The sequence below is a fragment of the Pseudomonas sp. URMO17WK12:I7 genome (assembly GCF_003269045.1).
In the GTDB taxonomy this organism is placed as follows: Bacteria; Pseudomonadota; Gammaproteobacteria; order Pseudomonadales; family Pseudomonadaceae; genus Aquipseudomonas; species Aquipseudomonas putida_J.
In genome coordinates, this window is record NZ_QLTL01000024.1 from 25,566 (window position 1) to 52,380 (window position 26,815).

Consider the following 26,815-nt stretch of genomic DNA (forward strand, 5'->3'; position numbering starts at 1 on the left):
ATGTCGTCCCGTTTTCCTTCACGCCCCGCATTACTGGCGATTTGCTGTTCCGCAACCCTGATGGCGCATGCTGCCGAGCCGATTCAGCTGGAAGCGACCGATGTCAATGCCGATGCCTTGAAAGCGCAACCAGGCGCACTGCCTGAGGCGTTTGCCGGTGGCCAGGTCGCCCGCGGTGGCCAGATGGGCGTGCTGGGCAATCAGGATTACATGGACGTGCCGTTCACCCAGACCAGCTACACCTCCAAACTGATCGAAGACCAGCAGGCGGAAGACATCGGCGACGTGCTGGCAAACGACCCGTCGGTGCGGGAGTCGTTCGGCTTCGGCAACCAGTCCAAGGTCTTCATCATCCGCGGCCTGCCGCTGGCGGGGGACGATATTTCCTTCAACGGCTTGTACGGCATCCTGCCGCGCCAGATCATGTCCACCGATGGTGTCGAGCGGGTCGAAGTGTTCAAGGGCCCCAATGCCTTCCTCAACGGCGTGAGCCCGACCGGCACCGGCCTGGGCGGCAACGTCAACCTGCAACCCAAGCGCGCCGGCGATGAGCCGACCCGCCGCTACACCCAGGACATCAGCTCCGATGGCCGTATCGGCGAGCACCTGGACATCGGCCAGCGCTTCGGTGAAGACAACCGCTTCGGTGCCCGCCTGAACCTCAGCCAGCGCGAAGGCGAAACGGCCGTGGACGACCAGGACCAGCGCACCAAGCTGTTCACCGCTGGCCTGGACTACCGCGGTGACACCTTCCGCATATCGACCGACATCGGTTACCAGAAGCAGCGCATCAACCACCTGCGCAACTCGGTGCGCCTGGGCGGTACCACGACCAAGGCCCCGACCGCGCCAGATGCCGATCACAACTATGGCCAGAGCTGGAGCTACAGCGAATCGGAGGACACCTTCGGCATGGTGCGTGGCGAATGGGACCTGAGCGACAGCTGGACTGCCTACCTAGCTGGCGGTGCCCGCCACAGCCGCGAGCAGGGCACCTACGGTACGCCGGTACTGGTCGGCAATAGTGGTGCCGCCACCATGACCCCCTCTGATATCGTCCATGGCGAAGACAACACCAGTTTCAGCGCTGGCCTGAATGGTCGTGTGCAGACCGGCCCGATCAGCCACCAGATCGCTGTGGGCGCCAGCACGATGTGGACCCAGGCCGAGAACGCTTACACGTTCTATTCACCGATCACCACCAACATTTACGACACGGTACAGCGCCCCAAACCCACTAACGTCACCAGCTGGGGCGGTGACATGGGCGACCCAGGCGTGACCGGGAAGACGCGTGCGCGAAGCATCGCTATTTCCGACACGGTTGGCCTGTTCGACGACCGGCTGCTGCTGACCTATGGCTTGCGTCGCCAGCAATTGCGCGTGGAAAACTACTTCTATGACGGCACCTCCAAGCTCCCGAGCGCGGATGGCAGCCGTAACGGCGACCCGTACGACAAGTCGATCACTACCCCGGTGTACGGCATCGTATTCAAGGCCACCGACAGCATCTCGCTGTACGCCAACCGCATCGAGGGCCTTGCCCAAGGCCCGACCGCAGCGGCTGGTACCGAGAACGCCGGCACCATGTTCCCGCCCGGCCGCACCAAGCAACTCGAGGCCGGTATCAAGTTCGACCGCCAGACCTACGGCGCGAACCTGGCAGTGTTCCGTATCGAAAAACCGTCGGACGGCTACACCTTGAACAACGTGTTCATCCGCGATGGCGAGCAGGTCAACAAAGGCCTGGAACTGAGCCTGTTCGGCGAGCCCATCGAAGGCCTGCGGCTGATGGCCGGTGGCACGCGCATGGCCTCGGAGCAGAAGAACACCGCCAATGGCAGCAACGACGGCAACCACGCCATCGGCGTGCCGACCTTCCAGCTCAATGCCAGCGTCGATTGGGATGTGCCGGGTGTGCCGGGGCTGTCGCTCAATGCACGGATGCTGCGAACCGGTGGCCAGTACGTCGATGCGGCGAACAACGTCAGCCTGCCCACCTGGAACCGCTTCGATGCCGGTGCCCGCTACAAGCTGAAAGTGGCGGAGAAGGACCTGACCCTGCGGGTCAACGTCGAGAACCTCACCGACAAGAATTACTGGGCTTCGGCTAACGGCGGTTACCTGACCCAGGGCGATCCACGCCTGGTGAAGTTCTCCGGCACCCTCGATTTCTGATTGCAGGGCTGGTGAAGGGGGATTTGTCGCGCAATGGCGGCAGGGCTGGCAGGTGCATGCCTGGGTTTTGCAGGGGGGGCGGAAATCGAGCGCCGCCCGCGCGGCGCATCGCGGATGAATCCGCTCCTACGTCTTTTTCGGGCCAATTACGCCTGTAAGGTCACCACTGTCCGCCTTGTTTGTTCCCTTCGATATCGAGGTGGACGCAAGGCGGGCAGCCCACCTGTCACAGGACAGACTGGCCCGAAACAGACGTAGGAGCGGATTCATCCGCGATGCGCCGCACGGGCGGCGCTCGATCTCAAAGGCGCTGCAAATCGTCCGACAGGCACTTGGTGGCCTTGGTGCATTCTGAAGCAGGCCCCTCGTAGCCCTCATAAGGAAATCACTCCCCCAAGAATGCCGCCTCCAACAACTGCCGTGTATAAACATGCTGCGGCGCATGGAAGATCTCCCGCGCATCCCCTTGCTCCACCACATGCCCATGCTTGATCACCATCAACTGGTGGCTCAGCGCCTTGACCACCGCCAGGTCATGGCTGATGAACAGGTACGTCAGGTTGTACTTCTGCTGCAGGTTGCGCAGCAGTTCCACCACCTGCCGCTGCACCGTGCGGTCCAGGGCCGAGGTCGGCTCATCCAGCAGAATCAGCGCCGGCTTCAACACCAGCGCCCGGGCAATGGCGATGCGCTGGCGCTGGCCACCGGAAAACTCATGCGGGTAGCGATGCCGAGTCCGCGGGTCCAATCCCACTTCTTCTAGGGCCGCAATGATCGCTGCCTCCTGTTCCTCAGGCGTACCGATCTTGTGAATCCGCAACCCCTCGCCAACGATATCCGCCACGCACATCCGCGGGCTCAGGCTGCCGAAAGGGTCCTGAAACACCACTTGCATCTCCCGACGCAGTGGCCGCACTGCTTTTTGGTTCAGCCCTTCCAGCGGCTGCCCGTGAAAGCGAATACCGCCCTGGCTGGAGATCAGGCGCAGAATCGCCAAACCCAGCGTCGACTTGCCCGACCCAGACTCGCCGACGATCCCCAGCGTCTGCCCCTGGGGCAGGCTGAAGTTGATCCCGTCCACCGCCTTTACGTGGTCAACCGTCTTGCGCAATAACCCCTTCTTGATCGGGAACCACACCTTCAGGTCATTTACCTCCAGCAAGGGTGGCCCAACCGGGTTATGCGCAGGCAACCCGCTGGGCTCGGCATTGATCAGCATCTGCGTGTAGTGATGCTGCGGGGCACTGAACAGCGTGGCGCACTCGGCTTGTTCGACGATCTGCCCGCGTTGCATCACGCACACGCGATGGGCGATACGACGCACCAGGTTGAGGTCGTGGCTGATCAGCAGCAGTGCCATGCCTAGCCGCGCCTGCAGCTCTTTGAGCAGGTCAAGGATCTTCAACTGCACGGTCACATCGAGCGCCGTGGTCGGCTCGTCGGCAATCAGCAGCTCCGGCTCGTTGGCCAGGGCCATGGCGATCATCACCCGCTGGCGCTGGCCGCCGGACAGTTCATGGGGCAAAGCCTTCAGGCGTTTGCGCGGTTCGGGGATGCCGACCATTTCCAGCAGTTCCAGCGTTCGCGCCGTGGCTTGCTTGCCGGTCAGGCCTTTGTGCAGCAGAAGGATTTCGTTGATCTGTTTCTCGATGCAGTGCAGCGGGTTCAGCGAGGTCATCGGCTCCTGGAAGATCATCGCGATGCGGTTGCCGCGAATGCGCTGCATGGCCTTCTCGTTCTGCTGCAGCAGGTCCTTGCCCTCATAGCGGATGCTGCCGCTGGGGTGGCGGGCCAGCGGGTAGGGCAGCAGGCGCAAAATCGAGTGCGCGGTAACTGACTTGCCTGAACCGCTTTCGCCGACCAGGGCCAGGGTTTCGCCCTTGCGGATGTCGAAGCTGATGCCGTCGACCACGCGGTTGACCTGCTCGCCGGTGACAAACTCCACGGCCAGGTCGCGCACTTCGATCAGGTTCTGTTCGCTCATTTCACTTCCTCGGGTCGAAGGCATCGCGGGCGGATTCGCCGATGAACACCAGCAGGCTCAGCATGATCGCCAGCACGGCGAAAGCGCTGATGCCCAGCCACGGGGCTTGCAGGTTGGACTTGCCTTGCGCCACCAGTTCACCCAGCGACGGAGCGCCGGGGGGCAGGCCGAAGCCGAGGAAGTCCAGCGCTGTCAGGGTGCCGATGGCGCCAGTGAGGATGAAAGGCATGAAGGTCATGGTCGAGATCATGGCGTTGGGCAGGATATGCCGGTACATGATCGCGCCGTTGCGCATGCCCAGGGCACGGGCAGCGCGCACGTATTCCAGGTTGCGCCCGCGCAGGAACTCGGCGCGCACCACGTCCACCAGGCTCATCCACGAGAACAGCAGCATGATGCCCAGCAGCCACCAGAAGTTGGGCTGCACGAAGCTGGCGAGGATGATCAGCAGGTAAAGCACCGGCAGGCCCGACCAGATTTCCAGAAAGCGCTGCCCGGCCAGGTCGACCCAGCCGCCGTAGAAACCCTGCAAGGCGCCGGCGATGACGCCGACGATGGAGCTCAATACGGTCAGGGTAATGGCGAACAGGACGGAGACGCGGAAGCCGTAGATCACCCGTGCCAGCACATCGCGGCCCTGGTCGTCGGTGCCCAGCCAGTTGTCCGTCGAGGGCGGCGCCGGGGCTGGCACGCGCAGGTCGTAGTTGATGCTCTGGTAGCTGAACGGGATTGGCGCCCAGACCACGAAGCTGTCTTTTTTCTCCAGCAGGTCGCGGATGTACGGGCTCTTGTAGTTGGCCTCCAGCGGGAATTCGCCGCCGAAGGTGGTTTCCGGGTAGCGCTTGAACGCCGGGAAGTACCATGAGCCTTCGTAGCGCACGGCAATTGGTTTGTCGTTGGCGATCAGCTCGGCGCCCAGGCTCAGGCCGAACAGGATGAGGAACAGCCACAGCGACCACCAGCCTCGGCGGTTGGCCTTGAAGCGCTCGAAGCGCCGGCGGTTGAGGGGGGAGAGGGCCATGTCAGTGCTCCCGGCTGGCAAAGTCGATGCGTGGGTCGACCAGGGTGTAGGTCAGGTCGCCGATCAGTTTCACCACCAGCCCGAGCAGGGTGAAGATGAACAGGGTGCCGAAGACCACCGGGTAGTCGCGGTTGATTGCCGCTTCGAAGCTCATCAGGCCGAGGCCGTCGAGGCTGAAGATCACCTCGATCAGCAAGGAGCCGGTGAAGAAGATGCCGATGAACGCCGACGGGAAGCCGGCGATCACCAGCAGCATGGCGTTGCGGAACACATGCCCGTACAGCACCCGCGGCCGGCTCAGGCCCTTGGCCTTGGCGGTGACCACGTACTGCTTGTTGATCTCGTCGAGGAAGCTGTTCTTTGTCAGCAGGGTCATGGTGGCGAAGTTGCCGATCACCAGCGCGGTGATCGGCAACACCAGGTGCCAGAAGTAGTCCAGCACCTTCCCCGTGGTGGAGAGCTCGTCGAAGTTGTTGGAGGTCAGGCCGCGCAGCGGGAACCAGTCGAAGTAGCTGCCGCCGGCGAACAGCACGATCAGCAGGATGGCGAACAGGAACGCCGGGATGGCGTAGCCGACGATGATCGCCGAGCTGGTCCAGACGTCGAAGTGGCTGCCGTGTCGTACCGCTTTGGCGATCCCCAGCGGGATCGATACCAGGTACATGATCAGCGTGCTCCACAGCCCCAGCGAGATCGACACCGGCATCTTTTCGGCGATCAGGTCGATGACCTTGGCGTCGCGGAAGAAGCTGTCGCCGAAGTCCAGCGTGGCGTAGTTCTTGATCATGATCCAAAGGCGTTCGGGCGCCGACTTGTCGAAGCCGTACATGTGCTCGATCTCGGCGATCAAGGCCGGGTCCAGGCCTTGGGCACCGCGGTAGTTGGAGCCAGCCACCGAGACCTCGGCGCCGCCGCCGGCGATGCGGCTGGTGGCGCCCTCGAAGCCTTCGAGCTTGGCGATCATCTGTTCCACCGGGCCGCCGGGGGCGGCCTGGACGATGATGAAGTTGATGATCAGGATGCCGAACAGGGTCGGGATGATCAGCAGCAGGCGGCGCAGGATATAGGCCAGCATGTCAGTTGGCCTCGTCCGTTGGGGCTTCGGTGACCGCTGGGGTCACGTCGGGCTTGATCCACCAGGTGTCGATGCCGACGTCGTACTTCGGCGATACCTTGGGGTGGCCGATGTGGTTCCAGTAGGCCACGCGCCAGGTCTTGATGTGCCAGTTGGGGATCACGTAGTAGCCCCACAGCAGCACGCGGTCCAGCGCCCGGCAATGGTCGATCAGGCTCTGGCGAGAGTCGGCGTTGATCAGCGCTTCCACCAGTTGGTCGATAGCCGGGTCGCGCAGGCCGATGAAGTTGCGGCTGCCGGGGTTGTCGGCCGCGCTGCTGCTCCAGTACTCGCGTTGCTCGTTGCCCGGGGAGTTGGACTGCGGGAAGCCGCTGACGATCATGTCGTAGTCACGCGAGCGCAGGCGGGTGATGTACTGCGAGACGTCGACACGGCGGATGTTCAGGTCGATGCCCAGGTCCGCAAGGTTGCGCTTGAACGGCAGCAGGATGCGTTCGAACTCGGTCTGCGCCAGCAGGAACTCGATCACCACCGGCTTGCCCTGGGCGTCGACCATCTTGTCGTCGACGATCTTCCAGCCGGCTTCCTGCAGCAGCTTGTAGGCCTTGCGCTGTTGCTCGCGGATCATGCCGCTGGCATCGCTGACCGGGTTGTGGAAGGCCTCGTTGAAGGCCTGGTCGGGAATCTTGCCGCGCAGCGGTTCGAGGATCTTCAGTTCATTGGCGCCGGGCAGGCCATGGGCGGCCATTTCCGAGTTCTCGAAGTAGCTGCCGGTGCGGGTGTAGGCGCCATTGAACAGCTGCTTGTTGGTCCATTCGTAGTCCAGCAACTGGCTCAGCGCCTCGCGCACGCGCACGTCCTGGAACAGCGGGCGGCGGATGTTGAAGACGAAGCCCTGCATCCCGGTCGGGTTGCCGTTGGGCAGCTCTTCCTTGATCAGGCGGCCTTCACGCACGGCCGGCACGTTGTAGGCAGTGGCCCAGTTCTTCGCGCTGACCTCCAGCGCGTAGTCGAAGGCGCCAGCTTTCAAAGCTTCCAGGGCGACGGCGGTGTCGCGATAGGAATCGAAGGTCATGGCATCGAAGTTGTAGAAGCCGCGGTTGATCGGCAGGTCCTTGGCCCAGTAGTCCTTGACCCGCTCGTAGCGGATGGTGCGGCCGGCCTTGACCTCGGCAACCTTGTACGGGCCGCTGCCTAGCGGGATTTCCAGGTTGCCGCGGTTGAACTCGCGGTTTTCGTACCAGTGCTTGGGCAGCACCGGCAGTTGGCCAAGAATCAGCGGCAGCTCGCGGTTGTTCTTGTGCTTGAACTTGAACAGTACCCGCAGCGGGTCTTCGGCGACCACCTCGGCAACGTCGCCGTAGTACTGGCGGTACAGCGGTGCGCCGTCCTTGATCAGGGCATTGAAGGTGAACACCACGTCGTCGGCGCGCATCGGGTGGCCGTCGTGGAAGCGCGCTTCGGGGCGCAGGTAGAAACGCACCCAGCTGTTGTCCGGGGCCTTCTCGATCTTGCCGGCGACCAAGCCGTACTCGGTGAACGGCTCATCCTGGCTCTGGCGCATCAGGGTGTCGTAGATGATGTTGAGGTTGTCGGCCGACACGCCCTTGTTGATGAACGGGTTGAGGCTGTCGAAACCACCGAAGCTGGACTGGCGGAAGGTGCCGCCCTTGGGCGCGTCGGGGTTCACATAGTCGAAGTGCTTGAAGTCAGCCGGGTATTTCGGCGGCTCGTCGTACAAGGTCAGCGCGTGCTGCGGCGCGGCCAGCGCGGGCAGGCTCAGGCAGGCGAACAGCAGGCTGCAGGCCAGGCGATGCGTCGGCGTCATTTGGCTTTCTCCGAAGGCTTTATCCACCAGGTATTCAGCCCGAGGGTGTAGGGCGGCGTGGTGACGAAGGCGAACCGGTTGCGGTAGGCCAGGCGGTGATTGTCGAGGTACCAGTTGGGGATCATGTAGTACTGCCATGAGAGCACGCGGTCCAGGGCGCGGGCGGCGGCGACCTGGTCGTCGCGGGTGCGCGCGGCCAGCAGGGTGTCGAGCAGGTGGTCGACCACCGGGTCCTTGACCCCAGCATAGTTCTTGCTGCCCTTGGTCGCGGCCTGGCTGGAATGGAAGTACAGCCATTGCTCGAGGCCCGGGCTCAAGGTCTGGTTCAGGGTCATCAGGATCATGTCGAAGTCGAACTGGTCCAGGCGCTGTTTGTACTGGGCACGGTCCACGGTGCGCAAGCGCGCGTCGATGCCGATGCTGGCCAGGTTTTCGACATAAGGTTGCAGGATGCGTTCGAGGCTTGGGTTCACCAGCAGCAGTTCCATGCGCATCGGCTGGCCCTTGGCGTTGACCAGGCGCTGGCCGTCGAGCTTCCAGCCAGCCTGGTTGAGCAGGCTCAGGGCTTGGCGCAGGGTCTGGCGGCCAATGCCGCGCCCATCGGTGTGGCTGACCTGGTAGGGCTGGGTGAACAGCTTGTCGGGCAGCTGGTCGCGCCATGGTGCCAGCAGCAGCCATTCCTTGCCGGTAGGCACGCCACTGGCGGCGAACTCGCTGTTGGGGTAGTAGCTTGTCGCACGGCAGTAGGCGCTGCTGAAAAGCGCGCGGTTGGTCCACTCGAAGTCGAGCATCAGGCCCAGCGCCTGGCGAACCCTGGGGTCGCTGAAAGTCGCCCGGCGGCTGTTCATGAACAGGCCTTGGGTCTGGGTTGGGATGCGGTGTGGGATCTGTGCCTTGATCACCTCGCCACGGCGCACGGCCGGGAAGTTGTAACCGTTGGCCCAGTTTTTCGCCTGGTGCTCGATATAGATGTCGAATTCGCCAGCCTTGAACGCTTCGAAGGCCACGGTGGCATCGCGATAGAACTCGAATTCGACGCGGTTGAAGTTGTACTTGCCGCGGTTCACCGCCAGGTCCTTGCCCCAGTAGTTCTTCACCCGCTCGAAAACCAGGCGCCGGCCGGGTTCCACCTGCGTGATGCGATACGGCCCGCTGCCCAGCGGCGGTTCGAAGGTGGTGGCCTCGAAGTCGCGCTTTTGCCAGTAGTGCTTGGGCAATACTGGCATTTCACCCAGGCGCAGGATCAGCAGCGGGTTGCCAGCACGCTTGAAGACGAAGCGGATACGCAGCGGGCCGAGGATGTCGATGCGCTGCACTTCCTGCAGGTTGGTGCGGTAGATCGGGTGGCCTTGCTTGAGCAGGGTGCGGTACGAGAACGCCACGTCGGCGGCGGTGATGGGCATGCCGTCATGCCAGCGCGCCTCCGGGCGAAGGTTGAACACCACCCAACTGCGGTCTTCGCTGTACTCCACCGAGCGGGCGATCAGGCCGTAGCTGGAGGTGGGCTCGTCACCGGAGGGGTCGTACTGACCGGTGCCGACCATCAGCGTTTCGTTCAGCTCGCTGACGCCATATTGCAGGAAGTTTGGCGTGGTGACCGGGCTGGTGCCCTTGAAGGTGTACGGGTTGAGCGTGTCGAAGGTGCCGAATGCCATGGCCCGCAAGGTACCGCCCTTGGGCGCTTGCGGGTTGACCCAGTCGAAGTGGGTGAATGTGGCTGGGTACTTGAGCGTGCCGAACTGCGCGTATCCGTGGCTTTCGCTCACCATCGCGACGGCGGGGAAGCTCAAGGCCAGGCTGAGTGACAGCAGGAGGGGACGTATCAAGTCGGCATCCGATCCAGAGGCGTTGGGCTTTGGTCGGGGTACAGTAACAGCTTGTCGGGTATGGAAAAAGAGAGAGTCAGCAGGCTATGAAATGCTTGATCTTGTAGGAGCAGCCTTGCGTCGCGAAAGGGCTGCGAAGCGGCCCCAACAATCTGTGCGACGCAGCTGAATTTTGGGGCCGCTTCGCAGCCCTTTCCGACCGGTCCGGCGCCCCGGCAAGGCCGCTCCCACAAAGGCCGTGGGGCGAGGCCGATATCAGTGGGAGAGGTAGACGGTCAGGGTCTGGCCTGGCTTGAGCGCATGCCCGCTGCGTGGGTTCCAGCGCTTGAGGTGCTGCATTTCGACATTGAAACGTTTGGCTACAAGATACAGAGAATCACCCTTGCGCACCTTGTACTGGGTGGAACGCTGGCCGGAGGCCGCTACGCGGTTGCCCGCAGCGCTCGGTGCGTTGCCACCGCGCAGCGCCAGGACCTGGCCGGCCTTGACGCGGTTGCCCGGCAGCTTGTTCCAGCGCTGGATGTCCTTGACCGCAACACGGTTTGCCTTGGCGATACTGCTCAGGCTGTCGCCACGCTTGACCCGGTAGCTGCGCGCTGCCGGCCCCTTGGCTTCTGCCACGGCGGCGGCGAACACGGCCTTGTTCGGCTGCAGGCTGACCAACTGCTCAGGCTTGAGGTTGGACAGGCTGTCGCTGAGCAGTTGTGCCTTGGCGGTGGGCACCAGCAGCTGCTTGGGGCCATCCACGGTCATGCGCTTCTTGAATGCCGGGTTGAGCTGAATCAGTTCGTCTTCATCTATGTTGGCGAAGGCGGCGACCCGCGACAGGTCGAGGCGGTCGTTGATGGCCACCGCTTCGAAGTACGGCTCGTTGGCGATCGGGTTGAGGTTCACGCCATAGGCTTCGGGCGTGGAGACCACCTGCGACAGGGCCAGCAGCTTGGGCACGTAGTCACGGGTTTCCTGCGGCAGCGGCAGGTTCCAGTAATCGGTGGGCAGGCCGAGTTTCTCGTTGCGCTCGATGGCCCGGCTGACGGTGCCTTCGCCGGCATTGTAGGCAGCCAGGGCCAGCAGCCAGTCGCCGTTGAACATGTCGTGCAGGCGGGTCAGGTAGTCCAGCGCGGCGTTGGTCGACGCGGTGATGTCGCGGCGGCCGTCGTAAAAGTTGGTCTGGCGCAGGTTGAAGTGACGCCCCGTTGCCGGCATGAACTGCCACATGCCCGCAGCGCTGGCACGCGAGTACGCCATCGGGTTATAGGCGCTTTCGATGGCCGGCAGAAGGGCCAGCTCCAGCGGCATGTCGCGCTCTTCAAGACGCTCGACAATGTAGTGCAGGTAAAGGCTGCCGCGTTCGCCAGCGCTTTCGATAAACGTCGGGTTGCTGGCGAACCACAGGCGTTGCTGCTCGATGCGCGGGTTGACGTCGATGTTGTCCTGCAGGGCGAAGCCCTGGCGCATGCGCTCCCACACATCCTGCGGCGGTTCGGCAGGCTTGACCGCCAGCGGCGAGGGCTTGTGCTTGATCCGTGCCTGGTAGCTGTGCGCGCGAACGCTATCGGCTTCGTCGAGCTGACGGGTGCTCTGGCAGCCCACCAGGGTGGCGGCCAGCGCCAGCGCACTGATTTGGGCCAGACGCGTCAGGGCGACTGAATGAGCGGTTCTGCGGCTACGGGAAGACATCGGCTGACACAGGTATCCGGGCGAAAAATTTCGGCGATTCTAGAAACCGCTCCCGCCTGGGTCAACCGTTGACATCCCGCTGCGATATATCTTGAGGTTATCAGAAGGAGTCCTTCCAAGACCTCAAAGCAGCAAAAACAGTGACCTGCGAGTCGTTTGGATGTCCCTTCCATTCGTCTGCTTTTTGTTTAACTAATGTTTCAGCGGTACGCAGGAAAGGGTTGGTCAGGCGCTCGAGACCGATGGTTGATGGCAATGTGATGCGATTTTCGGCGCGCAAACGACTAACGTCTTCGAACCGCTGCTGAACGTGCAGGTTGGTGGGCTCCACGGCCTTGGCGAAACGCAGGTTGCTCAAGGTGTATTCATGGGTGCAGTAGACTTCGGTCTGCTCCGGCAGCGCGGCCAGGCGGGCGAGGGCAGGCTGCATCTGCTGCGGCGTGCCTTCGAACATGCGCCCGCAACCGGCGGCGAACAGGGTGTCGCCACAGAACAGCAACGGCGTTGCTGGCTGATCGCTGTAATAGGCAATGTGCCCCAGCGTGTGGCCCGGCACGGCGAGCACCTGGAAGTTCACGCCCAGCACGCTGACCGGGTCGCCTTCGTCCAGCGCCAGGTCGCGGGCCGGGATCTGCTCCCGGGCTGGGCCACAGACGCGGGCACCGGTCTTCTGTTTGAGGCGTTCGACCCCGCCGACATGGTCATGGTGGTGGTGAGTCACCATGATGGTGTCCAGTACCCAGCCGGGGTTGGCGGCCAACCAGGCCTCCACCGGGCCGGCATCCCCGGGGTCGACCACCGCGCAGCGGCGTTTGGCAGTATCCTGTAACAACCAGATGTAGTTGTCGGAGAAAGCGGGAAGAGCGTCGATCTGTATCATGGTGCGGATCCGTATCGCCAGGCGTGGCACATGAGGCCATCTTAGCCGCGATGGCGCGGTGCGAGAACCTTCGAGGGAGAGCGCAATGACTGACCAAGCCTTTGCTCAGGCCGACCCGGAATGGGTCGAACTGATCAGCCTGGCCCGTGAGTGGTTCAACGGCCCACTCGGCCAGCTGATGTTGAAGGAGGAGGAAAAACTGCTGGAAGAAGAGCTCGGGCGCTTCTTCGGTGGCTACCTCGTGCACTATGGGCCCTGTGCCGAGGCACCGCCCAGCGCGCCCCAGGTGCAGCGTAACGTGCGCCTTGGCGCACCGCTGCCGGGGGTGGAGATCGTCTGCGAGGAGCAGGCCTGGCCGTTGAGCGAGCATGCCGCCGACGTGGTGGTGCTGCAGCATGGCCTGGACTTCAGCCTGTCGCCCCATGGCCTGCTGCGTGAGGCGGCCAGCGCGGTGCGCCCGGGCGGGCACCTGCTGATCGTCGGTATCAACCCCTGGAGCGGCTGGGGCATGCGCCATTTCTTCAGCCATGGCGCCCTGCGCAAGGCGCGCTGCATCTCGCCGTCGCGGGTGGGCGACTGGCTCAACCTGCTGGGCTTCGCGCTGGAGAAACGCCGCTTCGGGTGCTATCGTCCGCCGCTCACTTCGCCGGCCTGGCAGCAACGCCTGGCAGGCTGGGAACGGATGGCGGGAGGCTGGCAGAGCGCCGGCGGCGGGGTCTACCTGCTGGTGGCGCGCAAGATGGTGGTCGGCCTGCGGCCGTTGCGCCAGGTGCGTCGCGAGCCGATGGGCAAGCTGCTGCCGTTGCCGTTGGCCAAGGTCAACCGCAACGCTGCCAATCCGGATGCCGAAAAGCACTGAACATGAGTGGTACATGAGCGATAGCGTCGAGATGTATACCGATGGCGCCTGCAAGGGCAACCCTGGCCCAGGTGGCTGGGGCGTCCTGCTGGTCTTCAAGGGCGTCGAGAAGGAACTGTGGGGCGGCGAACGCGAAACCACCAACAACCGCATGGAGCTGATGGCGGCGATCCAGGGGCTGATGGCGCTCAAGCGTGAATGCGAGGTGGTGCTCACCACTGACTCGCAGTACGTGATGAAGGGCATCAACGAGTGGATGGTCAACTGGAAGAAACGCGGTTGGAAGACGGCCGCCAAGGAGCCGGTGAAGAACGCCGACCTGTGGCAGTTGCTCGACGAGCAGGTCAACCGCCACAAGGTCACCTGGAAGTGGGTGCGTGGGCATATCGGCCACCCCGGTAACGAACGTGCCGACCAGTTGGCCAACCGCGGCGTCGAGGAAGTGCGCGCCAAGCGCTGAGCTGCGCTACAATCGCCGCCTTAGTAACTGATGCAAGTTGGAGCGCCCCGCGTGGAGCAGCAGCAAGATAAACGCCTGGTCATTCTCGATACCGAAACTACCGGTATGCCGGTCAGCGAAGGCCACCGGATCATCGAGATCGGCTGTGTCGAGGTCATGGGCCGGCGCCTGACCGGGCGGCACTTCCACGTCTACCTGCAGCCGGACCGCGAAAGTGACGAGGGCGCGATCAACGTCCACGGCATCACTGATGCGTTCCTGGTCGGCAAACCGCGTTTCGCTGATGTGGCAGAAGAGTTCTTCGAATTCATCCAGGGTGCCACCCTGGTCATCCACAACGCGGCGTTCGACGTCGGCTTCATCAATAACGAGTTCGCTTTGCTGGGGCAGAGCGACCGCGCCGACATCGCCAACCACTGCACCATTCTCGATACCCTGTTGTTGGCCCGTGCCCGTCACCCAGGGCAGCGCAACAGCCTCGATGCGCTGTGCAAACGCTACGACATCGACAACTCCGGGCGTGAACTGCACGGCGCATTGCTCGACTCCGAGTTGCTGGCTGACGTCTACCTGGCGATGACCGGCGGCCAGACCAGCTTGTCGCTGGCCGGGCACGGGGCCGATGATGATGGTCAAGGGCAGGGCACGGGTGGCAGCGAGATCCGCCGCATCGTCGGGCGCGCGCCGGGGCGGGTGATCATGGCCAGTGCCGAGGAGCTCGAGGCGCATGCCGAGCGGCTGGCGGCGGTGGCCAAGTCGGCAGGTGGGCCTTCAATGTGGCAAGCCCTGACCGAGACACCTGCTGGCTGATCTGCAGGCCTGTCCCGCCCTCTTCGCGGGCAAGCCCACTCCCACACTGTGAAACCCTGTTGGGGGGCGGCGTGCCCGCGAAGAGGGCGGCACAGAGCGCGCAGGGCCTACTACCCTGAACAGGACAACAAGTCCTGCGGAGGTAGCAGCCGGATGTACAAGGACCTCAAGTTCCCGATTCTCATCGTCCACCGTGCCATCAAGGCTGACAGCGTTGCCGGCGAGCGCATCCGCGGCATCGCCGAGGAGCTGAGTCAGGACGGCTTCGCCATCATCAAGGCCGCCGACCATGCCGAAGCGCGCCTGGTCGCCACCACCCACCATGGCCTGGCCTGCATGCTGATCGCGGCCGAAGGCGTCGGCGACAACACCCACTTGCTGCAGAACATGGCCGAGCTGATTCGCCTGGCCCGCCTGCGTGCGCCTGACCTGCCGATTTTCGCCCTGGGCGAGCAGGTCACCCTGGAAAACGCCCCCGCCGAGGCCATGAGCGAGCTCAACCAGCTGCGTGGCATCCTTTATCTGTTTGAAGACACCGTGCCGTTTCTCGCCCGCCAGGTGGCGCGTGCTGCGCATAACTACCTCGACGGCCTGCTGCCGCCGTTTTTCAAGGCCTTGGTGCAGCACACCGCCCAATCCAACTACTCGTGGCACACCCCTGGGCACGGCGGAGGTGTGGCCTACCGCAAAAGTCCGGTGGGCCAGGCATTCCACCAGTTCTTTGGCGAAAATACCCTGCGTTCGGACTTGTCGGTCTCGGTGCCCGAGCTGGGCTCGCTGCTCGATCATACCGGCCCCTTGGCCGAGGCCGAGGCCCGCGCAGCGCGTAACTTCGGCGCTGACCACACCTTTTTCGTCATCAATGGCACTTCCACCGCCAACAAGATCGTCTGGCATGCCATGGTGGGTCGCGATGACTTGGTGCTGGTCGACCGCAACTGCCACAAGTCGGTGGTCCACGCCATCATCATGACGGGGGCGATTCCCATCTACCTGTGCCCGGAGCGCAACGAACTGGGCATCATCGGGCCGATTCCGCTCAGCGAGTTCAGCCCTGAGTCGATCCAGGCCAAGGTCCAGGCCAACCCACTGGCCGCGGGGCGTGAGCCACGGATCAAGCTGGCGGTGGTGACCAATTCCACCTACGACGGGCTGTGCTACAACGCCGGGCTGATCAAGCAGGCGCTGGGCAGCAGCGTTGAAGTGCTGCACTTCGACGAGGCCTGGTTCGCCTATGCGGCGTTCCATGAGTTTTTCGAGGGTCGCTACGCCATGGGCACCGCGTGCAGCGAGAGCAGCCCGCTGGTGTTCAGCACCCATTCCACCCACAAGCTACTGGCCGCCTTCAGCCAGGCATCGATGATTCACGTGCAGGATGGCGCCCAGCGCCAGCTGGACCGCGACCGCTTCAACGAAGCATTCATGATGCATATCTCCACCTCGCCGCAATACAGCATCCTCGCCTCGCTGGACGTGGCGTCGACCATGATGGAAGGCCCGGCCGGGCGCTCGCTGCTGCAAGAGATGTTCGACGAAGCCCTGAGCTTCCGGCGTGCCCTGGCCAACCTGCGCGAGCATATCGCCGCCGCTGACTGGTGGTTCAGTATCTGGCAGCCGCCAGCGGCGGAGGGCATCCATCGCCTGGCCGCGCAGGACTGGCTGCTGCAACCGGGTGCTGAGTGGCATGGCTTTGGCGAGGTGGCCGACAACTACGTGCTGCTTGACCCTCTGAAGGTGACCTTGGTGATGCCTGGGCTCAGCGCCGGTGGCGTACTGGGTGAGCACGGCATACCGGCGGCCGTGGTCAGCAAGTTCCTCTGGGAGCGCGGGCTGGTGGTGGAGAAGACCGGCCTGTACAGCTTTTTGGTGCTGTTCTCGATGGGCATCACCAAGGGCAAGTGGAGCACGCTGCTTACCGAATTGCTGGAGTTCAAGCGCCATTACGATGGCAACACTGCGCTGAGTACCTGCCTGCCGAGCGTGGTTGCAGTGGATGCCGCGCGATACCAGGGGCTGGGGCTGCGCGACCTGTGCGATCAGTTGCATGACTGCTACCGAGCCAATGCCACGGCCAAGCAGCTCAAGCGCTTGTTCACGCGTTTGCCGGAAGTGGCCGTGAGCCCGGCGCGGGCTTATGACCAGATGGTGCGCGGGGAGGTGCAGGCGGTGCCGATCGAAGCCCTGCTGGGCCGGGTCGCGGCGGTCATGCTGGTGCCGTACCCGCCGGGGATTCCGCTGATCATGCCGGGCGAGCGGTTCACCGAAGCGACCCGCTCGATCCTCGATTACCTGGCGTTTGCCCGGGCCTTCAACAGTGGTTTCCCGGGGTTCGTCGCCGATGTGCATGGCCTGCAGTGCGAAAGCGGCCAGTACACGGTCGACTGCATCAAGGAATGCGAATGATCTCGACGCCAGTCTGTGCCAGTTCGAAGCGGTTTTCGCCCAGGTGATTGACGCGATCGCCGATGGCCAGGCGGTAGGTGGTGATCGGTGCGCCCAGTGCGCTGCCGTCAGCCTGGAGGGTGGACTCCTGGAACTCGTGGACGGGGTAGATACGGCCTTCGGCGTCACGGGCGTGGAACTGGCCGACCATTACTGCTGCCATTTGGGGGGAAACCTCTGAATTGCGTAGGAAATGTCTGCAGACATAGACCGTATAAGGTACTCGGAAGTTTTCGCAGGGTGGAAAAAAAACCAGGCCGCCGAGGAACGGTCATCTATAACTACTGACGTCCCTTTTTCCCAGCAAAGGATGGATAACGCCATGAGCCAGGTGTATTCGGTAGCAGTGGTCGTCGGCAGCTTGCGCAAGGACTCTTACAACCGCAAGGTGGCCCGCGCACTTTCGGAGCTGGCGCCGTCCAGCCTTGCCTTGAAGGTCGTCGAGATCGGCGACTTGCCGCTGTACAACGAAGATGTCGAAGCCGAGGGTGTGCCTGAGGCGTGGACGCGTTTTCGCGATGAGATTCGCCGCAGTGATGCGGTGCTGTTCGTCACGCCGGAGTACAACCGTTCGGTGCCGGGCGGCCTGAAGAATGCCATCGACGTCGGTTCGCGGCCCTACGGGCAAAGCGCCTGGGGCGGCAAGCCGGCAGCGGTTGTGAGCGTCTCGCCGGGTGCCATTGGCGGGTTCGGTGCCAACCATGCCGTGCGCCAGTCGTTGGTGTTTCTCGACATGCCGTGCATGCAGATGCCAGAGGCTTATATTGGTGGGGCAGCGAGCCTGTTCGAGGACAATGGCAAACTCAATGACAAGACCCGGCCCTTCTTGCAGGGTTTCATCGACAAGTTCGCTTCGTGGGTAAAACTGAACCGGGCGGTCTGAACGGACCTGCTTGTGGATGCCCGGCACAGCGTTGTAGCTCATTCGGAATCTTGAACGCAACAGAGGTAGGTGCCACGCAGGCCAGGTGATCTGCCCAGAAGCTGTCGCGGGCAAGCCCGCTCCTTACAGGCTCGATGAGACCTTGGGAGTGGGCATGCTCGCGACGGGCTTGACGTCTAGCCGTCAGAACGCCTGCGGCATCTCGCCTTTGGCCAGGCGCTGGTTGATATCAGCGATAACCTCTGGCAGTTCATTGATGGTGTCGATCAGGTAATGCGGGCGTGAGCGCTCGAACATTGCGTGAATACGCGTGCGTTCGCTTTCCAGCTTCTCCGAGCTCAATGCCTGGTAGCCTTCCCAGGTGAGGCCCAAGGCGTTGCCCGAGCACACCAGGGCCACGGTCCACATGCCGGCACGCCGGCCTTCCAGGATGCCCGGCACAGTGTCGTCAACCTTCACGCAGGCCGCCACATCGTCGATACCCAAGGCAATCACGTTGGCCAGGGCCTGGGCTGGCCACGGGCGGCCGTTCGGGGTCTCGTCGGTGGCCACCACATGGTCGGCGACATAGCCATTCTTCGCGGCCAACGCCACCACCTTGTCCATCACGACCTTCGGGTAGCCCGAGCAAGAGCCAATCTTCAAGCCGTCCTGGCGCAGGCCGGTGAGGGTGTCCAGGGCGCCGGGGATGAGCGCCGAATGCACGGCGATCTTTTCGATCTGCAGCGGCATGAAACGGTTATAGATGGCGGTGACATCGTCATCAGTGGGGGTGCGGCCGAACACCTTGCGATAGCGCTCGGCGATTTCCGGCACGTCACACAGGGTGCGGATGTGATCCCACTTGCCCATGCCCATCGGGCCACGGGCTTCTTCGATGGAAACCTGGACATCGAACTCGGCGAAAGCTTCGACGAAAATCTGGGTGGGTGCGAAGGAGCCAAAGTCGACCACGGTGCCGGCCCAGTCGAGGATCGCGGCTTGCAGCTGGGTGGGGTTGTTGTAATTCATGTGCGCTAATTCCTGAGTTCGGTTGGGCGAAGGGTCAGATGTCCAGTACTTCCATTTCCCGCAGCACCTCGGCCACGGCATTCACGGCGGCCTGCATGCCGTCCGGGCCGACCACGCCGATACAGCCGACACGGAAGGTCTCGACCTGGGTCAGCTTGCCCGGGTAGAGAATGAAGCCCTTGGCCTTTACCCGCTCGTAGAAGTCCTTGAACTGATAACGGGCGTCGTTCGGCGCGTGGAAGGTGACGATGATCGGCGCCTGGATATCCGCTGGCAGGAAGCTGCGCAGGCCGATAGCGGCCATGCCGTCGAGCAAGGTCTTGCAGTTGCTGGTGTAGCGCTGGTGGCGGGCAGGCAGGCCGCCTTCCTCGTTGTATTGCTGCAGCGCCTCATGCAGGGCGGCGACCACATGAGTCGGGGGAGTAAAGCGCCATTGGCCGGTCTTGGCCATGTAGGTGTGCTGGTCGTGCAGGTCCATGGCCAGCGAGTGGGCATTACCTTCGGCAGCGGCCAGGGCGGCTTTTTCAGCGAAAACGAAGCCCATGCCGGGTACGCCTTCCAGGCATTTGCCGGAGGCGGCGATCAGTGCCTCGAAGGGAACCTCGCGGGCATCGATTGGCAGCGCGCCGAACGAACTCATGGCGTCGATGATCAGGCGTTTGCCGTGGCGCTTGATCACTTGGGCAATCTCTGGCAACGGGTTGAGGATGCCGGTGCTGGTTTCGCAGTGGATCAGCGCCACGTGGGTCACCGCAGGGTCGGCGGCCAGCAGGCGATCGACGTCGGTGGCGGTGGTCGGCTGGTCCTCGGCGGTCTCGAAGGTGCTGTAGGTTCGCCCCAGTACCTTGCAGATCTTCGCCAGGCGTTGGCCATAGGCACCATTGATCAGCACTAGCACCTTGCCGTCACGCGGTACCAGAGTGCCGATGGCAGCTTCCACGGCAAAGGTACCGCTGCCCTGCAGCGGTACGCAGTGGTGGCTGGCGCTGCCATCGATGATTGCCAGCAGCTGTTCGCAGACACTGGCGGTAAGTTGATTGAAGTCGCGGTCCCAGGAGCCCCAGTCCACCAGCATGGCTTGGCGGGTGCGGGCGGAGGTGGTCAGGGGGCCGGGGGTCAGCAGGATCGGGGCGTTGCTCATTCCGTGGTTCCTCACAAGCGGCGGGTGGTCAGCCGGAAAACTGGCGCTGAAACTACGGGACCTAGGTTGCAATTCGCCTGCCTATCAATCAAATTGTTTGTTGTTATTCGAGCTATAAGTCAGGCCGATAAATATGAACCTGTTTCAGTTGCGTGCCTTCGATGCCGTCGCCCGGGAGGGCAGCTTTACCCGTGCCGCGGCACGCCTGTTCATCAGCCAGCCGGCGGTTACCGGACATGTCAAGGCGCTGGAGGAGCATTACCAGATCACCCTGTTGCGCCGTACTGCCCGGCGTGTCGAGCTGACCGAGGAGGGCACCCGACTGGCAGCTATCACTCGCGCGATGTTCGGCCTGGCGGAAGAGGCCCAGGCGATGCTCGAGGCCAACCGGCAGTTGCTTACCGGTCGGCTGGAAGTGGCTGCGGACGGGCCACACCGGGTCATGCCGATGCTCGCCCAGTTGCGCGAGCGCTACCCGGGCATCACCGTCAACCTGCGCCTGGGTAATGCCCAGGAAACACTGGCGGCGTTGCTGTCGGAGCACGCCGATGTCGCCGTGCTGACCGAGATCGAGCCACGCAAGGGCCTGTATCTGCAGGCCCTGTGCGAATCGCAGTTGTGTGCGCTGCTACCGGCCGGACATGCCTGGGCGAGTGGCGAAAGTGACTTGCCGTTGGCGCAACTGCATCAGCAGATCATGGTATTGCGCGAACCCAGTTCGACGACCCGCCGTACATTCGACAAAGCCTGTGCCGCTGCGGGTGTGCAGCCACGTGTGCTGCTGGAGCTCGATAGCCGGGAAGCAGTGACCGAGGCGGTGGCTTCGGAGCTGGGGGTGGGGGTGGTTTCGTCGACCGAAGTGGCCAACGACCCGCGTGTGGTGGCAAGGCCGCTGGCGGGCAAGGGGCTGGTCAACCAGCACATGATCGGCTGCCTGGAGCGGCGGCGTGAACTGCGGTTGATCCAGGCATTCATGGGGTTGGCGCAGAGCCAGTGATACAGCGCTGACATTTTCCCTTGCCAGGCCTAACATGGCCGCCACAGACCAGCCCGGATGGCCGATGAGCGAAAAAGACACCATCTCCATGCAACTGGTGCGCGAAGCGCTGTTGCAGACCTGCCCCAATGGGCAAGCCGATCTCAGCGTGCTGATGCGTGCCGGTATCGACCCTGCGCAGCTTGAACTGCCGCAGGCGCGGGTGCCTGCCGAGGCCTACGCGCGGTTGTGGCGGCTGCTGGCACGGCGTTGCAACGATGAATTCTTTGCCATGGACCGGCGTGGTCTACCCGTGGGCAGCCTGGCATTCCTGAGCCGTGCGGCTATGGCTCAGCCTACCTTGGGCGAGGGCCTGGAGGTTGCGCTCGGTTTTCTATCGCTGATGCTCGAAGACCTGCAGCCCAGCCTGGTGCGCCAGCAGAGCCTGGCCGAAATCGTCATCAACGAACCCCGCGATCAGCCGCGTCGAGCGTTTACTTACTTCACTTTCTGGATGATCGTGCACGGTGTCGCCTGCTGGCTGGCGGGCCGCCGCATTCCGATCCTGGCAATAGACCTGCGTTGTTCCGAGCCCTCTTTCTGTGATGATTACCGGGTCATGTTCTCGGAAAGCCTGCAGTTCGACAGGCAGCGTACGCGCATGATCATTGCCGCCGATAGCCTGGACCTGCCACTTAAACGGACGCCCCAAGAGTTGCAGCGCTTCCTGGCCGAAGCGCCTGGAAATATTCTGGTCAAGTATCGCGACCCTGCCAGCCTGGGGCGGCGTGTGCGCAACGATCTTTTGCATTTGCACCCGTACCAGTGGCCCGACGCCGACGCGCTGGCCCGGCAGCTGTGTCTGTCACCTTCCACCCTGCGCCGACGCCTGGCCGAAGAGGGGCAGACTTACCAAGGGCTGAAGGACAGTGTGCGGCGTGAATTGGCGATCGCCTGGCTCAGCGAGGTTGAGCCGTCCATGGCGGATATCGCCGAACGCCTGGGATTTGCCGACAGCAGTTCGTTCTACAAGGCATTTCGCAAGTGGTTCGGCTGCAATCCCGGCCATTACCGAGCGTTGGTTCAGGCCCGAGGGCCCCACTGCTGAGAGGCAGCTCCCGGAATTGCTGCGGTAACTGCTCTGCTTCCCTCTGAACCTTCCCCGGCATGGGTGAAAGATTGTGCCCCTCTCATCAGTACAGAGGGTTCCTCATGCGCACATTTCCGGCTTTACCCCGTGTCCGCAACAGTGTCACTGCCAGCGATATGCAAAAAGCCGCTGACGCGTTCACCCAATCGCTCCCACAATGGATCAAAGGTGCCTCTGCAGCGAACATCCACACGCTGCGGGTACTGATTGCCAGCCATAGCGTCAGTCAGGCGGCTGTGGCCAGCGCGACCCAGGCAGCAGTGCCTTTGCGGGAATATGCCGAAAGCATGCTCTCCAAAGCCCTGGCAGGCCTGCTGCCACGTGGGCAGACACTGACCACGCTGCAGTGGCGAAGAAAGATCCGCACGGGGCAAGGGCAGTCCACTCCCCATATTCAGGATTCTTGGGAAGTGCAGCCTGCGCTGACGCGCCTGATGCAGAACTTTGCCGCAGGCGTTACGCCGTTGAGCGGCAGTGGCCTGGTCATCCAGCGTGATGACGAAGAAGTGATTGGCAATACCGAGGAATTGATCGAGGCGTGCCGCAAGCTGGATGCTGGAAAACAGTACCAGACGTTGCTTGATCAAATGTTCACCCAGAACAAGACCGTGCTGGTCACTGACAAGCTTGCGGGTTTCAAGCTGGCCGTGCACGTTGCGTTTCTGAAGAACAAGATCGACGAGGATGTGAAAACCGCACTGCAAAACTACGCCGATGGTTCGAGCGCCAGGGGCGCCGAGACCAGGCTGACCGCGTACCCTGGTTTGATGTCCATGTTGGGCGTGCGTGTTCATGAGGCGCTGATTATCCAGTTGCAGACCGCCGATGGTAACAGTGCCGGTGTAGTTACCTACATGCCCGGCGATGCTCGCAATCCATTGCGCTGGCACCGTTCAACGCGCGACGTGCAAGCTGAATGGGTAACCGCCCTCAAGGAGGAGCGTTACCTGCGTGAGTTGCTGCAATTGATCGCTCTGGATCAGCGCAACGCGTTTTTCCGTACGCTGCAGTCGCGGTTGATGGATGCGGTACCGGATCTGGAGATCGAGGGTGATACCGGTCATGGTTCTGTTTTTACAAGATGGGTGGATACGCAGATCGAACGTGCGTGCGCAGATGCCAAGGTACTTCTAGTGCCTACCGCAGATGCAGATGCCCAGGCCAGTCGCGAACGCCTGGAAGACTGGAAGTCGCTTGGCTGGGGGCTGGCCGGGCTGGCGGGTTTCTTCATCCCGGCAGTTGGGGGCGTGCTGTTGGTGGCATTGGTGAAGGATGTATGTGCCCAGGTGTTTGAAGGCGTTGCAGACTGGGCCAAGGGGCATGATCACGAGGCCCTGCAACATGCACTGAACGTGGCACAAATTGCTGCTGCTACGGCTGCGGGGGTGGGTGTAGGTGCAGCGGTCGGGCATTTGGTCAGCAAGGCGCTGGTCGAAGGCCTGGAAGCGGTCACGTTGGACAACAATGCCCAAGGTTTATGGAACGGCGACCTGAGCATCTACGAGAGCGAGTTGCCGGATGACGCGATCATGGGTGAGGATGGTTTGTACTTCAGCGGTGACCGCCGTTGGCTAAAGGCTGGCAGTCATCATTACGAGGTACATCAGCCGAGTGAAAACGGGGCCTGGCGGCTGGTTCACCCGGAATGCCCGCATGCCTATGGCCCGGTGCTGCAGCGCAACGCCGAGCGCTTGTGGCTGCTGCCTGACGACTCGCCGCTGGACTGGGATGATGCGCCGCAAATGCTCGCCCGCCTCTGGCCACAGCAACGCCCGCTTGATCAGCAACGTGCGAGGCAGGTGCTGCAGGCAGCCTGCAGCGATGTGGACGAATTGCGCGGTATCCTGGTAGAGAATCGTCCGTTGCCGGCCAACCTGCGAGAGACGCTTCGCCGTTTCGAGGCCGATGAAAAGATCGAGCGTTTCTTTGAGTCGCTGGCTGCTGATACGTCCGAGATTGATGACCCGGTGCTTCTGAAGTGGTGCGAGAAGCGCCCCGGCATAGCCGAGCTGGCTGCCACCGCACGACCTTTGGCTATCCTCGATCAGCAGAGCCTTCTGCGTCATGACCTGTTCAAGTTCCTGACATTCGTCGAACCGGTTTCTGACCCTGTCGTTTCGGTGCTCAATCGCGATTTCCCCGGTTTGCCAACCGACTATGCCATCGAGTTGGCCAGCCAGGTGAGCGGCGATGAGCGCGAAGAGATCGAATTGCTGCAACGGCTACCGCTTTCAGTGGCAACCAAGGCGCGCTCCCTGCTTCAGCTCACCAGGGTGAATCATGCCGTGCAAGGCCTGATGCTGCGTAACGCTTACAGCGATGTCAGTGGAGAAGTGGGGTTGGGGTTGCTTTCGAGGCTTGGCTCCTGGTCTTTCAATCAGCGTGTGGAGTTGCGCTCCGGCTCTGCAGAAGGGCGTCGCCTGGCGGTGCTCAACTCGCAGTCACCGGAAGCAGGTCAGGTAATAATGGTGCGTAGAGAGGGCGCGTTCCTGCTGTATGACGATAATGGCCTGGAGCTCCCAGCGCAGAGCACTGCTGCTGATGACTTCTTCAACGCCATCGTCACATTGCTGACAGCACAACAGAAAGCCGCCCTCGGCCTCGGCAGTGACGATCAGGCAGGCGAACTGCGGCGGCAGGTCGTCAGACTGCTGCCAACCGGCAGGCAGAAGCTGATAAGACTGTTTGCCTGGCGGGAAGAGCCGAGCTGGTTCAACCCAGGGCAGCGATTGGACGATGGCCGTGTAGGGTACCCATTGGGCGGCAGCGTGTCCCGTGTTCAGGGGCCGGGACGGAGGATCCGGCGGCGGTTGGCCAGGCTCTATGAAGGCGCTACTCCCAGGCAGATTGACGAGCAGCTTAATCGCATCCTGGGCGCTGCCAATCCGTACGCAGCGCTGTTGATGGAAGAACATAACTATCTACTGTTGAACGGTCAGCTAGAAACGTGGGTCGCGGCGGGGCGAGAAGGCGAGCGGGCATCGCGTCGCTTGCTTGCGCAAATGTTGCGACGAGCTTGGCGCAGGCAATTGCCGATTGATCGCGATGAGAGTGCCGTGGAAGGCTTCGTTCTGGACCTGAGCGGTCATCGTGTGACCAGCCTGCCTGAGCTGGATGCCTCAATCGACTTCCATCACGTCACCTCCCTGGTAATGGTCAATACCCCGCTGCAGGAGGTTCCCGACGCCTTCTTCAGCTGTTTCGGGCAACTACGCCGACTGAACATGGCGCGCAACCGTTTGGAGGCGCTACCGGTCGGCATTCGCCATCTCCCATTACTCGAACGACTCGAGCTCTCTTACAACAGTATTCGAAATGGCGAGCGCGTATCCGAGGCGCTCGGCTCACTGACTCATTTGCAGGATCTGGACCTCAGTTTCAATCCGTCGCTTCGCCGCTTGGCCTTGGTCAACAGGGCTTCAGTGTTGAGGCGCCTGAACCTGCGGCTTTGCGGGCTGCTGGAATGGCCCACTGGGTTGGAACAGTGTCGGATGCTGCGCTGGATCGACTTGAGTTCCAATAACTTGACCTCCGTGCCAGCTGCCATCCAGGCGATGCCGTATACATTTCGTATTTCAATTCTGTTGGATCGAGGTGCTGTTGAGGCTGCGCAACTGGAGCGCCTGTATGCGCGCCCTGCGCCTTTCCATCCGCCCGCTCTGCAATCTGCCCCTGAGCTGCTGGCTGCCAGGGCAGCCTGGGTGGCAGGGGAACAGGCGCAAACGCGTGGGGAAACATGGGATCGATTGTTCGCCGACCCCAGAAACAGTGAATTGGAAGTCATCCTGCGCAGGCTGCAGGAAAGCAGCGATTTTCGCGATCAGGTTCATCGGGCTGAACTGAATACGCGGGTGTGGACGTTGCTTGAAGCCATGGACACCGATGCTGCGCTCATCGACGAGGTCCATGCCCATGCGATTGGCGATGCCACCTGCGCGGATGATGTCGTCGATCGGTTCAGCGAGCTGCATCTGCTCGCGTTGGTGAGCAACGCGAAGCGCTTGGCCGTGGCGGCCGGGCAGCAACAGGCGTTGCTAGACCTTGGGCAAGGATTGTTCAGGCTACAGTTGCTCAATCAACACGTCGGCCACTACATCGCTGAGAAATCCGCGACCAATCCAACCCTGGATGCCATCGAAGTCAGCCTTTATTTTCGGTTGCAGCTGACCCAAGAGATGAATCTGCCCGGTCAGCCCGGTTCGATGTTGTTTGGCGCGATAGCCAATGTCAGTGAGGCGGATCTCGACGCTGCAAGGGCCTTTGTAAGGCGCGCGGGAACAGTTGAAGCAAAAGCGGCATTCCTGAGCCATCAGGCGTTCTGGGTCCAGTGGTTGGAAAAACACCGCGCGGGCGACTTCGAACCCATCCTTGAGCAGTTCCAGGAACAAGGGAGCCAGTTGTTCGAGCAAAAGTCCGCGTTGACCGACCAGCAGTACAAAGACCAGTTCGATAAGCTGGCCGCAGAACTTGATCAAATGAAAAACCGACTGGTTCTCTGGTTGACCAAGCCGATGCTGAAGCCCGACGCGGACTCGGACCTGCCAGCTGGCGACCAAACCGGTCATCCAGATTGACAGCTTTGGCCATTGCCCGGCAGGGCAGGTAGCGACA

The 26,815-nt window shown here is 62.5% G+C and carries 19 protein-coding genes; 9 read left to right on the forward strand and 10 right to left on the reverse strand.

What is annotated here, in order from left to right:
• A complete protein-coding gene (locus tag H040_RS25105) occupies positions 1-2,178 on the forward strand; it encodes a TonB-dependent receptor (RefSeq protein ID WP_027919077.1) in 2,178 nt (725 codons plus the stop codon).
• 385 nt (positions 2,179-2,563) lie between these two features.
• On the opposite strand, the gene H040_RS25110 is transcribed toward H040_RS25105, so the two are convergent.
• The 7 genes from H040_RS25110 to gloB form a co-directional block, all read right to left on the reverse strand.
• Positions 2,564-4,162, reverse strand: a complete 1,599-nt coding sequence (locus H040_RS25110) for an ABC transporter ATP-binding protein (RefSeq protein ID WP_027919078.1) — start codon at positions 4,160-4,162, stop codon at positions 2,564-2,566.
• A 1-nt stretch (position 4,163) separates the two neighbouring features.
• Positions 4,164-5,183 (reverse strand): ABC transporter permease, encoded by a 1,020-nt coding sequence (locus H040_RS25115; RefSeq protein WP_027919079.1) that lies wholly within the window; start codon positions 5,181-5,183, stop codon positions 4,164-4,166.
• 1 nt (position 5,184) lies between these two features.
• Positions 5,185-6,258 carry a microcin C ABC transporter permease YejB gene (locus H040_RS25120; protein ID WP_027919080.1) on the reverse strand — a complete coding sequence of 358 codons (1,074 nt, stop codon included), beginning with the start codon at positions 6,256-6,258 and terminating at the stop codon, positions 5,185-5,187.
• Position 6,259: 1 nt separating this feature from the next.
• Positions 6,260-8,086, reverse strand: a complete 1,827-nt coding sequence (locus tag H040_RS25125; RefSeq protein ID WP_027919081.1) for an extracellular solute-binding protein — start codon at positions 8,084-8,086, stop codon at positions 6,260-6,262.
• A complete protein-coding gene (locus H040_RS25130) occupies positions 8,083-9,909 on the reverse strand; it encodes an extracellular solute-binding protein (protein WP_033696229.1) in 1,827 nt (608 codons plus the stop codon). The genes H040_RS25125 and H040_RS25130 overlap by 4 nt, the downstream gene beginning before the upstream one ends.
• Before the next feature lie 258 nt (positions 9,910-10,167).
• The gene (locus H040_RS25135) at positions 10,168-11,592 is read right to left on the reverse strand and encodes a lytic transglycosylase domain-containing protein (protein ID WP_027919083.1); all 1,425 of its coding nucleotides are present in this window, start codon (positions 11,590-11,592) and stop codon (positions 10,168-10,170) included.
• A 100-nt stretch (positions 11,593-11,692) separates the two neighbouring features.
• Positions 11,693-12,472, reverse strand: a complete 780-nt coding sequence (gloB, locus tag H040_RS25140) for a hydroxyacylglutathione hydrolase (protein ID WP_027919084.1) — start codon at positions 12,470-12,472, stop codon at positions 11,693-11,695.
• A gap of 85 nt (positions 12,473-12,557) precedes the next feature.
• Between gloB and H040_RS25145 the strand changes: the two genes are divergently transcribed.
• From H040_RS25145 to H040_RS25160, 4 genes are all read left to right on the forward strand, one after another.
• Positions 12,558-13,331: a class I SAM-dependent methyltransferase gene (locus tag H040_RS25145; RefSeq protein ID WP_027919085.1), complete on the forward strand. Its 774-nt coding sequence runs from the start codon at positions 12,558-12,560 to the stop codon at positions 13,329-13,331.
• Between the two features lie 13 nt (positions 13,332-13,344).
• Entirely contained in the window at positions 13,345-13,791 is a 447-nt protein-coding gene (rnhA, locus tag H040_RS25150; RefSeq protein ID WP_027919086.1) for a ribonuclease HI, read from the forward strand.
• A gap of 51 nt (positions 13,792-13,842) precedes the next feature.
• On the forward strand, positions 13,843-14,601 hold the full coding sequence (gene dnaQ / locus H040_RS25155; RefSeq protein ID WP_027919087.1) for a DNA polymerase III subunit epsilon: 759 nt from the start codon (positions 13,843-13,845) through the stop codon (positions 14,599-14,601).
• Between the two features lie 153 nt (positions 14,602-14,754).
• A complete protein-coding gene (locus H040_RS25160; protein ID WP_027919088.1) occupies positions 14,755-17,004 on the forward strand; it encodes an Orn/Lys/Arg decarboxylase N-terminal domain-containing protein in 2,250 nt (749 codons plus the stop codon).
• Here H040_RS25160 and H040_RS25165 read toward each other — a convergent pair.
• Positions 16,988-17,206, reverse strand: a complete 219-nt coding sequence (locus H040_RS25165; protein WP_027919089.1) for a hypothetical protein — start codon at positions 17,204-17,206, stop codon at positions 16,988-16,990. The genes H040_RS25160 and H040_RS25165 overlap by 17 nt on opposite strands.
• A 159-nt stretch (positions 17,207-17,365) precedes the next feature.
• Here H040_RS25165 and H040_RS25170 point away from each other — a divergent pair, with 159 nt between their 5' ends.
• On the forward strand, positions 17,366-17,926 hold the full coding sequence (locus tag H040_RS25170; protein ID WP_027919090.1) for an NADPH-dependent FMN reductase: 561 nt from the start codon (positions 17,366-17,368) through the stop codon (positions 17,924-17,926).
• 183 nt (positions 17,927-18,109) lie between these two features.
• On the opposite strand, the gene phnX is transcribed toward H040_RS25170, so the two are convergent.
• Entirely contained in the window at positions 18,110-18,937 is an 828-nt protein-coding gene (gene phnX / locus H040_RS25175) for a phosphonoacetaldehyde hydrolase (protein ID WP_027919091.1), read from the reverse strand.
• 34 nt (positions 18,938-18,971) lie between these two features.
• On the reverse strand, positions 18,972-20,078 hold the full coding sequence (locus tag H040_RS25180) for a 2-aminoethylphosphonate--pyruvate transaminase (protein WP_027919092.1): 1,107 nt from the start codon (positions 20,076-20,078) through the stop codon (positions 18,972-18,974).
• 133 nt (positions 20,079-20,211) lie between these two features.
• On the opposite strand from H040_RS25180, the gene H040_RS25185 reads away from it, so the two are divergent.
• The 3 genes from H040_RS25185 to H040_RS25195 all read left to right on the forward strand — a co-directional run bounded on the left by H040_RS25185 (position 20,212) and on the right by H040_RS25195 (position 26,778).
• Positions 20,212-21,075 (forward strand): LysR substrate-binding domain-containing protein, encoded by an 864-nt coding sequence (locus tag H040_RS25185; RefSeq protein WP_027919093.1) that lies wholly within the window; start codon positions 20,212-20,214, stop codon positions 21,073-21,075.
• A 64-nt stretch (positions 21,076-21,139) separates the two neighbouring features.
• Positions 21,140-22,162 (forward strand): AraC family transcriptional regulator, encoded by a 1,023-nt coding sequence (locus tag H040_RS25190; RefSeq protein WP_027919094.1) that lies wholly within the window; start codon positions 21,140-21,142, stop codon positions 22,160-22,162.
• Positions 22,163-22,266: 104 nt separating this feature from the next.
• Positions 22,267-26,778, forward strand: coding sequence for an NEL-type E3 ubiquitin ligase domain-containing protein (locus H040_RS25195; RefSeq protein WP_027919095.1), 4,512 nt, complete (start codon positions 22,267-22,269; stop codon positions 26,776-26,778).
• Positions 26,779-26,815: the final 37 nt, after the last annotated feature.

Coding starts and splice junctions, on each gene's coding strand:
- rnhA (WP_027919086.1), top strand. CDS start 13,345: ATGAGCGATAGCGTCGAGATGTATACCGATGGCGCCTGCAAGGGCAAC.
- H040_RS25110 (WP_027919078.1), bottom strand. CDS start 4,162: ATGAGCGAACAGAACCTGATCGAAGTGCGCGACCTGGCCGTGGAGTTT.
- H040_RS25165 (WP_027919089.1), bottom strand. CDS start 17,206: ATGGCAGCAGTAATGGTCGGCCAGTTCCACGCCCGTGACGCCGAAGGC.
- H040_RS25185 (WP_027919093.1), top strand. CDS start 20,212: ATGAACCTGTTTCAGTTGCGTGCCTTCGATGCCGTCGCCCGGGAGGGC.
- H040_RS25135 (WP_027919083.1), bottom strand. CDS start 11,592: ATGTCTTCCCGTAGCCGCAGAACCGCTCATTCAGTCGCCCTGACGCGT.
- phnX (WP_027919091.1), bottom strand. CDS start 18,937: ATGAATTACAACAACCCCACCCAGCTGCAAGCCGCGATCCTCGACTGG.
- H040_RS25170 (WP_027919090.1), top strand. CDS start 17,366: ATGAGCCAGGTGTATTCGGTAGCAGTGGTCGTCGGCAGCTTGCGCAAG.
- H040_RS25105 (WP_027919077.1), top strand. CDS start 1: ATGTCGTCCCGTTTTCCTTCACGCCCCGCATTACTGGCGATTTGCTGT.
- H040_RS25190 (WP_027919094.1), top strand. CDS start 21,140: ATGAGCGAAAAAGACACCATCTCCATGCAACTGGTGCGCGAAGCGCTG.
- H040_RS25180 (WP_027919092.1), bottom strand. CDS start 20,078: ATGAGCAACGCCCCGATCCTGCTGACCCCCGGCCCCCTGACCACCTCC.
- H040_RS25125 (WP_027919081.1), bottom strand. CDS start 8,086: ATGACGCCGACGCATCGCCTGGCCTGCAGCCTGCTGTTCGCCTGCCTG.
- H040_RS25195 (WP_027919095.1), top strand. CDS start 22,267: ATGCGCACATTTCCGGCTTTACCCCGTGTCCGCAACAGTGTCACTGCC.
- H040_RS25120 (WP_027919080.1), bottom strand. CDS start 6,258: ATGCTGGCCTATATCCTGCGCCGCCTGCTGCTGATCATCCCGACCCTG.
- H040_RS25115 (WP_027919079.1), bottom strand. CDS start 5,183: ATGGCCCTCTCCCCCCTCAACCGCCGGCGCTTCGAGCGCTTCAAGGCC.
- H040_RS25160 (WP_027919088.1), top strand. CDS start 14,755: ATGTACAAGGACCTCAAGTTCCCGATTCTCATCGTCCACCGTGCCATC.
- gloB (WP_027919084.1), bottom strand. CDS start 12,472: ATGATACAGATCGACGCTCTTCCCGCTTTCTCCGACAACTACATCTGG.
- H040_RS25145 (WP_027919085.1), top strand. CDS start 12,558: ATGACTGACCAAGCCTTTGCTCAGGCCGACCCGGAATGGGTCGAACTG.